Origin of the sequence: Paraburkholderia dilworthii, assembly GCF_000472525.1 — a bacterium.
GTDB classification, from domain to species: domain Bacteria; phylum Pseudomonadota; class Gammaproteobacteria; order Burkholderiales; family Burkholderiaceae; genus Paraburkholderia; species Paraburkholderia dilworthii.
In genome coordinates, this window is the sequence record NZ_AWZT01000001.1 from 502,237 (window position 1) to 514,939 (window position 12,703).

A 12,703-nucleotide genomic window follows, 5' to 3' on the forward strand; every position below is an offset into this window, starting at 1 on the left:
AGCGGTGGTGCTGCACATTGTGGTTGCCCGTCGGCGTTCCAGAAGCGACGGCAGCCAGCCTGCTCCGCGGCGCCAATTGCAGTACCCTTTACGGCTCACCTGTCCACTCATCCACAATGGAGTTTCGACAATGCGATACAACCAGCTTGGCCGCACCGGCGTATTTGTTTCCGAACTATGTCTGGGCACGATGACCTTCGGCGGCGGCGAAGGCATGTGGAAGCAGATCGGCGATTTGCAGCAGGCCGACGCCGAGCGGCTCGTCGGCCGGGCGCTCGACGCGGGCATCAATTTTATCGACACAGCCGACGTCTATGCCGAAGGGCTGTCCGAGCAGATCACCGGGCAGGCGCTGAAAAACCTCAAGGTGCCGCGCGACAAGGTGGTCGTGGCAACCAAGGTTTTCGGCCCGACCGACGAGTTTCCGAACGCGCGCGGCGCGTCGCGGTATCACATTGTCGACGGGGTGAAGGCCAGTTTGAAGCGGCTGCAACTCGATCACGTCGACCTCTATCAGATCCACGGTTTCGACCCGGCCACGCCGATCGAGGAAACCGTGCGCGCGCTCGATACGCTCGTGCAGCACGGTCATGTGCGCTATGTCGGCGTGTCGAACTGGGCGGCGTGGCAGATCGTGAAGGCACTCGGCATTGCCGAGCGGCTGGGACTCGCGCGTTTCGAGACGCTCCAGGCGTACTACACGGTCGCGGGCCGCGACCTGGAACGCGAACTCGTGCCGATGCTGCAAAGCGAAGGGCTTGGGCTGATGGTATGGAGTCCGCTCGCGGGCGGACTGTTGAGCGGCAAATACGGGCGCGAGCAGCAGGGCGAAGCGGGCAGCCGTCGCACGACGTTCGATTTTCCGCCGGTCGACCGCGAGCGCGCGTACGACTGTATCGACGCGATGCGCGAGATTGCCGAGGCAAAGCACGTGTCGGTCGCGCAGATCGCGCTTGCGTGGCTCCTGCATCAACGGGTGGTGACGTCGGTGATCGTCGGCGCGAAGAAAGTCGAGCAACTGGACGACAACATCGCGGCCACCGGCGTCGCGCTCACCGCGGAGGAACTGGCGAAGCTCGATCAGGTGAGCGCGCTGCCCGCCGAGTACCCCGGCTGGATGCTGGCGCGCCAGGGCGAGGCGCGCCGTAAGCAACTTGAGGAGGCGCGCCGTTTGGTGGTTTGAGGCGACTGTTTTGGGGGTGTCAGGCTGGCGCTCGGTGTGTTTGATGCGGAATTCCGGTGTATCGACGGACGTTCTGCCTATCCAACGGACCACCGCGTGTTTGGCGGACGTCCGGTCTATCGCCGGACGCCCCCGCGTTAGCGTACGTTCCCCCGCATCAGACGCCCGGCGCGTTAAACACTCGTGTCGGAGGAATAAGCCGCGACAGCGTCCATCGTGCGGGCCGAGTACACCATCGTCGCGCCAGCGTTTATCGCGACCGCTACGCCGAGCGCTTCGGCGATTTCCTCGCGGCTCGCGCCATGCTTGAGCGCTTCGGCCGTATGCACGGTGATACAGCCGTCGCAGCGCAAGCTCACCGCGACGGCAAGCGAGATCAGTTCGCGCGTCTTCGCGCCGAGCAGGTCGTTTTTCTGACCGGCGCCGGATAAGGTCTGATAGCCCTTGAGGGTATCCGGCGACAGCTTGCCGATTTCGCCGATACGTCCAAACAGCTTTTTGCGGTACTCAGTCCAGTTCAACATGGCGGTGCTCCTTCCTGTTGCGCGCTGGCGGTTGCCGGCGTCGTGGGACACAGTATTGCGCCGGGCGGCGATATCCTGAATACTCGATTCGCTCAATTTTTAGCGCGAACGTCTCATGGATACGCTTAGCCGATTGCTCGACCTTGCCCGGCCGCAGGCCAGCCTCGATTTGCGCTGCCTGTTGAGCGGCGCGTTCGACGTCGATCATCCGCCGATGGAGCCGGGCATAGCGCCGTTTCATCTCGTTCTCGCGGGCGAGTGCGTCATCGAACTGGCGGACGGCGCGCAAGTGCGCTTACAGGCCGGCGATTTCATGTTGTTTCCGCGCGGTGCGGCGCATCGCGTGAGGGATGTCGAACTCGGCGCCGCGAGCGCGCCGCTGGTAATGAGTCACGACGGGCTGCTGCCGGTCAGGCGAAACGACGGCCTGCGCGCCGGCAAAGCGACAGGCGGCGATCGAGTCGACGGCGAACCGGCGAGCGAAGCCGCCTCCGCCTCCACCGACCTCGACCTGCTCTGCGGCCGCTTCGTCTACACGCCGGGTTCGTCGGCATTGCTGCTGAATGCGCTGCCCGATCCGTTCCATGTCTCGCTCGGCAGCGCCCGCGCGCTTGCGCCCTTGCACACGCTGATCGCTTTGATGCGCGACGAAGCCGGCCAACGCCGGCCGGGCGCGCTCGCCATCGTCACGGCGCTGAGCCAGGCGCTCTTTGCAATGGCGTTGCGCGTGCACGGCGAGCGGGCCGATTCGACGCCCGGCATGTTGGCGCTGCTCGCCGACGCGCGTCTTGCGACGTCGGTGCAGAGCATGCTGAGCGCGCCGCAGCGAGCGTGGACCATCGCCGAACTAGGCGAACTCGCGGCGATGTCGCGTGCCACTTACGCGCGGCGCTTTAACGAACGCGCCGGCATGACCGTGATGGATTTCCTCACACAGGTCCGCATGACGATTGCTTGCGACCTGCTGCGCCGCACGCAGCGCAGCGCGGCGGAAATCGGCGAAGCAGTGGGGTATCAATCGGAAGCCGCGTTCGGCAAGGCGTTTCAGCAAAGCGTCGGCGTGACGCCGGGGCGCTACCGGCGCGGTCCACAGCAAAGCGCGGCGGCCAGGACTGCATGAAGCGGGCGATGCGCTCAGCGCGCCTTGCCGCGCGTGCCGAACCCATGCCGTTCTGCGCGCGACATCAGCCACGCGACCAGCAGCGCGCAAACGGTGCCGAGCGTGACTTCGCCGAGCCGCAACAAGGCCGTGTCCCACGCCGAACCGATGCCCGGAACCAGCAGCATGATGGTCGCGGTGATGCCGCCGAGCCGCGCCGCGCTTCCCACGTTGACGATCCAGCAGATGACAATGGCCGCCGCCACCGTCGCCGCATAGGCCGCAAAATAGCCGTGGCCGAGCGTCGCGCCGGCAAGTCCGCATAGGCCGCCGGCCATCGCGCCGATGAACTGGTCGCGCGACAGCTTGCGCGTGTCGATATAGCTGTGCTGGCTGACTGCAATCGCAGTGATCGCCGCCCAGAACGCCTGCTCCGTATGCAGCACCCGGCCGATGCCGAACGCGAGGCTCGCGCCCGCCACCGCCTGAAACGCCATCACACTGCCTTCGGTCAGCCGCTCGGCAAGCGGCAGCGCTTTGAGGAACGCGAAAAGCGATTCGCCGGCGCTCGCGCGTGTCGTTCCTGCTGGATCGTCGGAAGGCGTCATCGAATCGCGAGGTCCAAAAAAAGCGGCAGCGGCTGCAAAGGCAGCGAACAGGCCAAGTAGTCTAGCTTTCGCTATGACGCAGCCGGCGGTAGCGGTTCATCAGCGGCGTTGCCGACACGCCGTGGATCACCACCGACGCCGTGACGACCGCGAGCGCAAGCGGCACGAGCGGCTTGATATCGGCAGCCGGGCCGTGTTCGAGCGAGTAAGCCAGATAGTAGAACGAACCCACGCCGCGAATGCCGAACCAACTCATCAGGCGCCTTTGCGTTGGCGCGGCGTCCGAGCCGAGCAACGACAATTCGACCGACGCGGGCCGCACGAAAACGAACAGCGCCACGATGAGCGCGAGCGCGTGCCACGTGAAAAGCGGTGCGTTCAGCGTGGCGAGCACGTTGCCGACGGTTGCCATGATGATCACTTCCGCGATGCGTTCGAGCTCGATCGTGAAGCCCAATACAGATTCCGTCATGAATGCGTGCGCTTTCTCCGGATCGGACGCGGTGGCGTCGACGTCTTCCGAATCGACGGTGCCGATGGTTTCGCGCGGCGAGGCTCCGCCGCTCGCCCGATATTCGACACGACGCATCGATACGCCCGCCGCGAACACGGCGAGAAAGCCGTAAGTCTGTGCAAACTGCGCCGCGCCGAACGACAAGCCGATCAGGCCGAGTGCAAAGAAGCCTTCGAGGCCGAGCGCGTGCGCATAGTGCGTGCGCAGCCACGCGACCGCGTGCGTCGTGACCCAGCCGAGCAGCCCGCCGATGGCGAGCGCCCCCAGCACGCCCCACACGACGGCGCCGGCGAGCTTCAGATCGAGCACGTCGCCGGCGTCGGCTCCATGCGTCGCACAAAACGCGAGACCCACCATCGCGAACGGCAACGCAATGCCGTCGTTCAGGCCGCCTTCGCCGGAAAGCGCGAAGCGCAGCAGGTCGTGATCGCCGGGGTCGTGCACCTGGACGTCGTGGGCCAGCACCGGGTCGGTCGGGGCGAGAATCGCGGCCAGCAAGATGGCCGGTCCCCAGCCAAGATGCAGCACGTACACGCAGAAGAGGGCGAGGAGCGGCACAGTTGCCAGCATCGCGAGAAAGCCGAGACGCAACGGCACCATCCACAGTTTGTCGAACACGCCCACGCGCAAACGCAGTCCGATGGCGAACAGCGACACCAGCAGGGCGATTTCGGTGACGGTGCGCAGCAGATGCGCGTCGGCGACCATGTCGAGGTGCAGCAGATCGAAGCCGGGTGGCCCGAGCGCATACCCGAGCGCAACGTAGAACATGGCCGCGCTGACGGGCAGACGGCGCAGGGTGGTCGCGGCCAAGCCCATGAATACGAGCACCGCGCCGACGATAAGGAACCACAAGGTCTCGTGCATGTTCATCCGGTTAAGGCCGGCATGCGGGCGGCGCATGCGAAGCCGGGGTGGATGGGTGCGGAGCCGGACGCGTCAGGTGGCTAAAGCCAGTCCATAACAGCACGCATCAATGCAGTTACGGCGTGCGTCCGAACGCTTCGCGCAGCTTGCGCTTCGCTTGCTCCAGCGTTGCGCGGCGAGTTTTCGGCAGATTTTTGCCCGCGCGGTTGATGTAGAAGTTGAGCATCGACATCGCCGATTGGAACGGCGTGCCTTTGCGGCGGCGGCTTCTGGTCGACGACTGTTTCAGCGATTGCGCGATCTCTTCGGCGTTGCCCGTTTTGAAGATGTCCCGTTCGAGATCCATCGCGTCGCTGGTTTCCATCACATGATGCGACCACTTGCGCGAACTCTTGCCGCCTGTGCGCGACGCCTTCTTATGCTGCGCCGCATGAGCTTGCGCATGGCGCTGACGCGGCGGCCGTCCCGACTTGCCGCGCGCCGGCGAGCGCCTCGATTTGCGCGTCGATTTGCTGGTCGTTTTTCTGGCCGCCATCAGCGCCGCCTCCGTTTTTTTGAGTTGAGGTTGCAGGGCTCCTGCTCGCGCGTTCACTGGGGATTCGCGACGCTATTCGCACGCTGAAAATCACACGCCCTGAAAGTCGAACGCGCCGGCCGCCGCGATGGCGGCGTGCCGGCGCATCGTCATCAGGACGCCGCGTGCAGCGCGAACGGCTTCACGCGTTCGCCGCGGATCGCCGATTACAGCTTGACTCCACCGGCTTCAGGCGCGTCCGACGAACCCGCCGGAATATCGCCCACGCCCGCGTCATCGCGCATATCGAACCGGTCGCGGCTCCAGTACGGCTCGCTGCCGTAGTACTGGTGCACGGATGTGGCCCACGTCTGGTCCGCCATCGACGGCCAATGGTCCTTGTCGAAGCCGGGTGCGTTTTTCACGCGCTCCGCTGTCATGTTGAGCACGAAGCACTTCTGCTCGGTATCGAGCGTGAGCGCGCGCCACGGAATCGCAAGCAGTTTGTCGCCGATGCCGAGAAAGCCGCCGCTCGACAGCACCGCATACGCGATGCGGCCCGAGCCCACGTCGAGCATGATGTCCTTGATCTTGCCGATATCCTCGCCGTCGCTGCTGAGCACTCTGTTGTCGTCGAGCGTGTCTGCCGCCATCACGTCCGGGCCGGGGCCGTCCGCCGTCGCGCTGCCTTTACCGACGATGCGTGCACCTTCCGTGCCTTGCGTCTGACTTTGCATGACCATGATGTGCCTCCTTTGCAGGTTAGGGGTGACGACCAGTGCAGCAACGTCCGTTCCTCGACCGGTTTCGCCGCCGCGCGTGGCGCGTCGCGGAAAGCGTCGGCGCAGGGCCCGAATGCGCGCACAGGGCGGCTGCGCGAAGCGCGGACACGCTCGCCGCAGGGTGTCGACGCGTGCCTGCAAGCGTGCCGTAGCTGCGTAAAGGATGCGTGCGCGATTGAAATTCCTGCGCCCATGCAACGCTTGCAGAGGGGCCGGAAAGAAAGCTCAGGCGGCATATCGATTGCTCGACGACGGTTGAGCATCATGAATGCGGCGGATATCGGCGCCGCGCTGTATCGATGCGCCGAAGCACACGTCGGCGCATCGCGGGAGATACGATCATGACCCAACGAATTCACTATCAGTCGAACATTTGCGGCGGGGATTTCAAGCACGTACGCGAGTGTTTTCGCGACTGGAAATCGCAGCCGCTCGTGTATCGCAGAAATCAGCGGATGTTCGAAGGCAAGCAGGAAGTCAGGCCGTTGACGGAGCGCGTGTTCGCCAACGGGGAAGTCGCACATGAAGCGCTCGCGCGAGTTTGCGATCCCGGCGACCCGTATGCGCTCGCCGCGGAAATCCGCGACGGCGAGCGCGACGTCTGGCTCGTGATGGCCGCATTCGAAGAAGAAATTTGATTCGTTACCCGAAATAACAGGCGTGCATAGGCGCGACGCTAACGGACCGCTGGTTTTTCCGCGCGCTGCGCTGCGCGCGGCTTCGCGGATGGCCGCGCGGTTCGCGCGCTGGCTTTGGCGCTGGCTTTATTGCGGGCGTCACTGCCGCCTTTTGCAGCGGCATTCGCTGCCGCCTTGTTCGCTTGCTTGCGAATCGTGCGCGATTTCTTCAGGAGCGTCGTAATGGAACCGTTGATGCTATTGGCGGTATCCGTTTCGCGCAGCCTGCGGCCCTTCGCGCCGGCCTGACGCGCGAGCCTGGCGGCGCGTTTCTCCGCATGCGCGAGCAACGCGGCGAACGCCACCTCGTCCACTTTCAGACCGCGACGCGACTGGCCAGGCGGCAGGCTCTGCAACTCGTCGGCCTCGAACGCGCTGATAACCGCCGGATGAATGTAGCAGCGCCGGCACACCGCGGGTGTGTTGCGCAGCAAGCCCGCCACTTCCTTCACGGTCGCGACGATATGATGCCGCGCTTCGGCGGCGCTGCCGCACACGAGGCGCCGCAGCGTCGCCAACGCGTAGACGCTGCCCGCCCACGTTCGATAGTCCTTCGCAGTGAAGTCGGCGCCGCTCGCGCGGCGCAGATAGTCGTTGATGTCGGCCGAGCCTACGGTGCGGCGCGTGCCGTCTTCGTCGAGATACTGGAACAGGTCGTGACCCGGCAGTTCCGCACAGCGCCGCACGATGCGCTTCACGCGCGGGTCGTCGACCGTCACGTCGTGTTCGATGCCGCTCTTGCCGCGAAACCTGAAACGCAACTGTCCCGCTTCGACCTTGACGTGTTTCTTGCGCAACGTCGTCAAGCCGTACGACTGGTTTTCACGCGCGTATTCGACACTGCCGATGCGAACCAGCGTCGTATCGAGCAGCCGCACGACCGCTGCGATCACTTTGTCGCACGGCATGCCGGGCAGTTCGAGATCGCGGGCGACGCGCGCGCGAATTCTCGGTAATGCCCGTGCGAATTCCGCCATGCGTTCGTATTTGTCCGCGTCGCGCGTTTCGCGCCAGCGCGGGTGATAACGGTATTGCTTGCGACCGCGCGTGTCGCGGCCCGTCGCCTGAATATGGCCGCGCGGGTCCGGACAGATCCATACGTCTTCGTAGGCGGGCGGAATGGCGAGCGAGTTGATGCGCTGGATTTCCGCTTCGTCTTCAATGCGCTTTCCCTGCACGTCGAAATACGCGAAGCCGTCTTTCTCGCGCTTGCGCGTGTAGCCCGGCTTGCTGTCGTCGGCATGGTGCAGGCCGGGCGGCATCGAGGCTGTCGCGGGCTGCTTCGCGCTGTCGTCGGTCGATGCATGACCGTTGTGGGTTGTGCTGGTTGTCATAGCCATCTTTGCAGGTAGAACTTTCAAGCGTGAAGCGCGTTGCGCCAGTGATGGCCCGAAGCAAAGGCAATGCCCGGCAATGTTCGCGCAATCGAGGGGGGAACGGTCCTTGCGATGAACGTCATACGTATCAACCCAGCAAAGGAGAGCGCCATGAGCAGCACGCTGAACCCCGACGAAGAGCCGCAACAGGTCGTCAAACAAACGTCAGGCACGACGGGCGCGTTGGGACCGAGCGATTCGTCCGATAGCGGCAGCGACGTCGCCGGCGCGAAGCGTCACGAGTTCGACGTCGACACCGAGCTCGACAATCACGCGCTCGAAGCGGGCGAGACGGAGCTCGGCAGCGACACGGACCGCGCGGGCACCGGCGAGCGCGCTGCGGCCGACGGCGATTCGACGCTCGACCCCGATCGCGACATCGAACCGGATCGCATCGTGACGCCGCCAACCGCCGACGAGGACGATGGTCTCGACGAGGATCCGAGCGGTCTTTGAACCGCTTCCGCTTCGGCGCGCGCTTACCGCAAAGCCCGCCCGCGCGGGCCGCACGGCAAGGGCGTTGCGGCGATCGTACGCAGCAGGCACATGCCTTGCTGCCGCAATCTGGTAATCAATGACGAAGGGACGCTCGCGCACAGCGTGCGCGGCCCAGCAATTGAACGAAGGAGAGAACGCATGGCAAACAGCCTGGAGGGTCTGAAGGTCGCGGTCCTCGCGGTGGATGGTTTCGAACAGGCGGAACTGGTCGAGCCGAAACGCGCGCTTGCCGAAGCCGGCGCGACCGTACACGTGATTTCAGCGAAGCCTGGCAAGATTCAGGGCTTCAAGCATGTCGATAAAGGCGACGCGGTCGACGTCGATTCGACTTTCGACAAGGCAAGCGCGGACGACTACGACGCCGTCGTCCTGCCGGGAGGCGTAGTGAACGGCGACGCGATCCGTCTGTTGCCGCAAGCGCAGGCATTCGTGAAAGCGGCCGACAGCGCGAAGAAGCCGATCGCGGTGATTTGCCACGGCACGTGGCTGCCCGTATCGGCGGGAATCATCAAGGGTCGCACGGTGACGAGCTGGCCGAGTCTGCAAGACGACATCCGGAATGCGGGCGGCACATGGGTCGATCAGGAAGTAGTCGAAGACAGCAATCTGATTTCGAGCCGCAAGCCCGACGACATCCCCGCATTCAACAAGGCGTTGATCGGGCAATTGTCGAAACGCAAGGCCGCATGAGCGGCGCGAGTGGCGAATGCGTGGCGCCGGCGACTCAGTCAAGCAAGGGAGAAAAAGCATGAAACTACGGTATTCCCTACAAGCGATCACTGTCGCGCTAGGTCTTTGCGTGGCGTCGCCCGGCGCAGTCTATGCGCAGGCAAGCGACGCCCCCGCGAGCGATGCGCCCGCCGGCGGCACGAAGCTCTCGCCCGCAGACCAGCAGTTCATTCAGGACGCTTCGAAGTCCGACGCCACTGAAATCGCGGCGAGCAGGATCGCGCTGAAGAATTCGCGCGATCCGCGTGTGAAGAAATTTGCACAGCAGATGATCGCCGATCACACGAAACTCTCGCGCAGCATGGCGGCGCTCGCGGCGAAGAAGGGACTTGCCACGACGCCGTCGGCCGACTCCGCGCTTGTCGGCAAGCTGCAAACGCTCAAAGGTCAGCAGTTCGACGAAGCTTATATGGAGCAGCTCGGGCTCGAGGCGCATCAGCGCGCGGTCGATCTGTTCCAGCAGGAGAGCCAGAGCGGCACCGACTCGCAACTGAAGGCCGCGGCCGCGCGTGCACTGCCGATCATCAAGCATCATCTGGAAATGGCGCAGCAGCTCGCCGGCGCAATGAAGGGTTCGTCATCATGAACGCAATCCTGCCGCGGCCTGCCTATGAGGATTCCCTTATGCAGATCACTTTTTCCGACGACAAGCCGACCTTCGACGGCGCGAACCTGATGGTTCGCTTCATGGCGAGCGTGGACGGCGAGCCGGTTGTCTGCGCTATTACGGTGGAGGCGCTGGAAGATCACTTCGGCGCCGGCTCGCCGCTTGAAAGCGCGTTGATGGAGGCGTTCGACAAGGGCCGCAACCGGATCCGTTCGGTGTGCGCCGAGGCGCTCGATCAGAACAACGGCGAGGGTGTGGTCTTGCATAGCGGATTGTTCAGAGTGGAAGGCATGGAGCCCGACCGCGGTACGGCGGTCTAGCGCCTTCGCTCTTCTGAAGACGCACCGCGACTCGCGGGCGTCGTCCGTAAAAACGCTCTCACGATGCAAGGAGGCCTCATGTCACTCATCGTCGCAGCACGCTTTACGACTTTCCCTGCCGCCGAAGAAGCGGCGCAAAAGCTTTTCAATGCAGGCTTCGTCGAGGAAGACGTCACACTCTTCTTCGTCAATCCGCGCGGCCAGCATGCGCGCTTTCCAATTGGCGGCGATACGGACACCGATGCCGGTGCGAAGGGCGCGCCCAAAGGCGCCGGTCTCGGCGTGACGATCGGCGCGGTAGCGGGCGCGATCATCGGCGTCGGCATTTTCGCGGCATTCTCCGCGCCGCTGCTGGTTTCGGTGATAGCCGCGGGCGTCGGCGCTTATATCGGCTCGCTCGCCGGTGCGATGTGGCGCACGCGCGATACCGGTGACGCCGCGCGCCGCACGCCGTTTCACGAAGAGGCGCGTGATTCGGGTGTACTGGTCGCGGTACATGTATCGCCCGATAACCAGCTCGAAGCCGCGCGCGTGTTGCGCGAAGCAGGGGGCGTGTCGATCGAACGCGCGACCGGCCGCTGGCAACAGGGCCGCTGGGCCGACTTCGACCCGCTGAAGAAGCCCGTTCCGCTCAACGAGTACAGCGAAAAGCGCGCGTGATGCAGTAGTAGGCGCAGGTAAAGCGGCAAGGGCCCGATCTATGTCGGGCCCGTTCTCTTTTGCGGGCATCGAACAGCGCGCCGGGGGCTCGCTACATCGTCATACCCAGATACGCGATGCGCCGCGTCGCGGCAGCGGCGCATGCTCTGCGGAACGTTCATCGCGTGTGGGTTCGCATGAGGCCGGCATCATGCCGTTGGACGAACCTTCGCACGAGGAAGGCGCGGTTTGCACGCTGTCGCGCGTGCTTGCCGCAATACCCTGATGGGGCATTACGTGTTCGCGAATCTGCAATACGGCGGCCGACGTGACTATCGCGACGGCGGCCAGTAGCTCTGCGCTGCGGGTCTTCATGATGTTGCTCTCCCTGTCGCTATTGCCTGCCCATTCTTTTCAATTCGTCGATACGTCGTGCAGTTTTCAGCTGATGCACTGCATGGCGTTACGCGGGCAAGCAACAGGAGCAACAGCTATGCCAAGGCCAAAGCCGCGCTGCGCCAAGCGCGCGCGTCACATGAGGACATTCCGCGCCGGGCAACATTTACGCGCGCCGGCAAGAATCGAGACCTTACAAGCGCCGGATGGGAGGAGCGCGAGCCGAGCGCCGCTCCAGGCACGCGCCATGCGATGTAGTCGACGAACCCCGTTGCCGTATGCAGGCGATGACAAAGCAGGCGGCAGACGCATCGCGAAGCATGCGTGCCTGCCGGCGACGGATTCCGCGATTAACGAAACCCTTGGAGGTATTGAATGGCTACGAACGTTGTTTCCGTGCTGAACGATCTCATCGAAACTTCGAAGGATGGTGAAAAGGGCTTTCGCAAGGCAGCCGAAGATGCGCGCGACACGCAGTTGAAGACGATGTTTCTGACGCGTGCAGAAGATTGCGCGCGCGGCGCACGCGAGTTGCAGGATGTGGTTCAGCGCTTGGGCGGTAAGCCGGAAGCGGGCGGCAGTGTGAGCGGTGCGCTGCATCGCGGCTGGGTCGATATGAAATCGGCCGTGACCGACCGCAGCGACCATCAGATTCTCGTCGAGGTGGAAAAGGGCGAGGACGTCGCGAAGAAGAACTATCACGACGCGCTGGAAAAGGAACTGCCCGCCGATGTGCGCGCGATTGTCGAGCGGCAATACCAAGGCGTGCTGCAAAACCACGACCGCGTTCGCGATCTGCGCGATCAGTATGCGGCGAAGAGCTAACCGAAAAGCCAGGCGTTAGCCCCGGGCTTCAGGCAGAGAGGCCGTCCGCACAGATGCGGACGGCCTTGTCTTCGCCGGGCGGATTTGCCCGGCGTCTTTGCCAGCGTCTTTGCCAGCGTCTTTGCCAGCGTCTTCGCCCGGCGCGAAAGGCCGGGCTCGACGAACTTATTCGGCGGCGATCTTCAGGCGGTTCTTCACGCTGCTCACACCCTTCACGCCTTGAACGACCTCTGTGGCGGCCGTCTTGTCCTCGGCGGAAGGCACCGAGCCTGTGAGCCACACCACGCCCTTGCGGGTCTTCACATGGATATGCGTGGACTTCACATTCTTCGCGCCGAGCAGTTCGGCCTTAACCTTGGTGGTGATGGTGCCGTCGTCGAAATGCTGGCCAATGGTTTCGGACGAAGCCGACGGAGCCGAGGCGCTGGTTTGCGCGGTGGCGTTCAGCGCGAAAGCAACACAAGCGATGCTGCCGGCAGTCTTCAGGAATTGGATCGTCTTCATGGTTTCTCCTTCGGGTGTTGATGAAAATTGCGGTCTTGTTG

At 64.1% G+C, this 12,703-nt stretch carries 17 protein-coding genes; 9 read left to right on the plus strand and 8 right to left on the minus strand.

Annotation, left to right across the window (positions count from 1 at the left end):
- Positions 1 to 130: 130 nt before the first annotated feature.
- Positions 131 to 1,183, plus strand: a complete 1,053-nt coding sequence (locus F759_RS0102640; RefSeq protein WP_027798467.1) for an aldo/keto reductase — start codon at positions 131 to 133, stop codon at positions 1,181 to 1,183.
- Positions 1,184 to 1,356: 173 nt separating this feature from the next.
- Here F759_RS0102640 and F759_RS0102645 read toward each other — a convergent pair whose 3' ends face one another.
- On the minus strand, positions 1,357 to 1,707 hold the full coding sequence (locus F759_RS0102645; RefSeq protein ID WP_027798468.1) for a carboxymuconolactone decarboxylase family protein: 351 nt from the start codon (positions 1,705 to 1,707) through the stop codon (positions 1,357 to 1,359).
- Between the two features lie 115 nt (positions 1,708 to 1,822).
- On the opposite strand from F759_RS0102645, the gene F759_RS0102650 reads away from it, so the two are divergent.
- Positions 1,823 to 2,827, plus strand: coding sequence for an AraC family transcriptional regulator (locus tag F759_RS0102650; RefSeq protein WP_027798469.1), 1,005 nt, complete (start codon positions 1,823 to 1,825; stop codon positions 2,825 to 2,827).
- Positions 2,828 to 2,841: 14 nt separating this feature from the next.
- Here F759_RS0102650 and F759_RS0102655 read toward each other — a convergent pair whose 3' ends face one another.
- From F759_RS0102655 to F759_RS0102670, 4 genes are all read right to left on the minus strand, one after another.
- Positions 2,842 to 3,414 (minus strand): FUSC family protein, encoded by a 573-nt coding sequence (locus F759_RS0102655; protein WP_027798470.1) that lies wholly within the window; start codon positions 3,412 to 3,414, stop codon positions 2,842 to 2,844.
- 61 nt (positions 3,415 to 3,475) lie between these two features.
- Positions 3,476 to 4,795, minus strand: coding sequence for a cation:proton antiporter (locus F759_RS0102660; RefSeq protein WP_027798471.1), 1,320 nt, complete (start codon positions 4,793 to 4,795; stop codon positions 3,476 to 3,478).
- A 115-nt stretch (positions 4,796 to 4,910) separates the two neighbouring features.
- On the minus strand, positions 4,911 to 5,330 hold the full coding sequence (locus F759_RS0102665; RefSeq protein ID WP_027798472.1) for a DUF3175 domain-containing protein: 420 nt from the start codon (positions 5,328 to 5,330) through the stop codon (positions 4,911 to 4,913).
- A gap of 206 nt (positions 5,331 to 5,536) precedes the next feature.
- Positions 5,537 to 6,052, minus strand: a complete 516-nt coding sequence (locus tag F759_RS0102670; RefSeq protein WP_027798473.1) for a PRC-barrel domain-containing protein — start codon at positions 6,050 to 6,052, stop codon at positions 5,537 to 5,539.
- Between the two features lie 380 nt (positions 6,053 to 6,432).
- On the opposite strand from F759_RS0102670, the gene F759_RS0102680 reads away from it, so the two are divergent.
- Positions 6,433 to 6,729, plus strand: a complete 297-nt coding sequence (locus F759_RS0102680; RefSeq protein WP_027798475.1) for a hypothetical protein — start codon at positions 6,433 to 6,435, stop codon at positions 6,727 to 6,729.
- 38 nt (positions 6,730 to 6,767) lie between these two features.
- On the opposite strand, the gene F759_RS0102685 is transcribed toward F759_RS0102680, so the two are convergent.
- Positions 6,768 to 8,108 (minus strand): DNA topoisomerase IB, encoded by a 1,341-nt coding sequence (locus tag F759_RS0102685; RefSeq protein ID WP_027798476.1) that lies wholly within the window; start codon positions 8,106 to 8,108, stop codon positions 6,768 to 6,770.
- 147 nt (positions 8,109 to 8,255) lie between these two features.
- Between F759_RS0102685 and F759_RS0102690 the strand changes: the two genes are divergently transcribed.
- From F759_RS0102690 to F759_RS0102710, 5 genes are all read left to right on the plus strand, one after another.
- On the plus strand, positions 8,256 to 8,600 hold the full coding sequence (locus tag F759_RS0102690) for a hypothetical protein (RefSeq protein WP_027798477.1): 345 nt from the start codon (positions 8,256 to 8,258) through the stop codon (positions 8,598 to 8,600).
- Between the two features lie 180 nt (positions 8,601 to 8,780).
- The gene (locus F759_RS0102695) at positions 8,781 to 9,332 is read left to right on the plus strand and encodes a type 1 glutamine amidotransferase domain-containing protein (protein ID WP_027798478.1); all 552 of its coding nucleotides are present in this window, start codon (positions 8,781 to 8,783) and stop codon (positions 9,330 to 9,332) included.
- 58 nt (positions 9,333 to 9,390) lie between these two features.
- Complete coding sequence (locus tag F759_RS0102700) at positions 9,391 to 9,957, plus strand: DUF4142 domain-containing protein (protein ID WP_027798479.1); 567 nt, start codon at positions 9,391 to 9,393, stop codon at positions 9,955 to 9,957.
- The gene (locus F759_RS0102705) at positions 9,954 to 10,298 is read left to right on the plus strand and encodes a DUF1488 family protein (protein ID WP_027798480.1); all 345 of its coding nucleotides are present in this window, start codon (positions 9,954 to 9,956) and stop codon (positions 10,296 to 10,298) included. The genes F759_RS0102700 and F759_RS0102705 overlap by 4 nt, the downstream gene beginning before the upstream one ends.
- 78 nt (positions 10,299 to 10,376) lie before the next feature.
- Positions 10,377 to 10,958, plus strand: coding sequence for a membrane protein (locus tag F759_RS0102710; RefSeq protein WP_027798481.1), 582 nt, complete (start codon positions 10,377 to 10,379; stop codon positions 10,956 to 10,958).
- Positions 10,959 to 11,057: 99 nt separating this feature from the next.
- Here the strand turns inward: F759_RS0102710 and F759_RS0102715 are convergent, their stop codons facing one another.
- Positions 11,058 to 11,312 carry a hypothetical protein gene (locus tag F759_RS0102715; RefSeq protein ID WP_027798482.1) on the minus strand — a complete coding sequence of 85 codons (255 nt, stop codon included), beginning with the start codon at positions 11,310 to 11,312 and terminating at the stop codon, positions 11,058 to 11,060.
- A gap of 396 nt (positions 11,313 to 11,708) precedes the next feature.
- Between F759_RS0102715 and F759_RS0102720 the strand changes: the two genes are divergently transcribed.
- Complete coding sequence (locus F759_RS0102720; RefSeq protein ID WP_027798483.1) at positions 11,709 to 12,158, plus strand: ferritin-like domain-containing protein; 450 nt, start codon at positions 11,709 to 11,711, stop codon at positions 12,156 to 12,158.
- Between the two features lie 165 nt (positions 12,159 to 12,323).
- On the opposite strand, the gene F759_RS0102725 is transcribed toward F759_RS0102720, so the two are convergent.
- Positions 12,324 to 12,662 carry a BON domain-containing protein gene (locus tag F759_RS0102725; RefSeq protein ID WP_027798484.1) on the minus strand — a complete coding sequence of 113 codons (339 nt, stop codon included), beginning with the start codon at positions 12,660 to 12,662 and terminating at the stop codon, positions 12,324 to 12,326.
- Between the last annotated feature and the right edge of the window lie 41 nt (positions 12,663 to 12,703).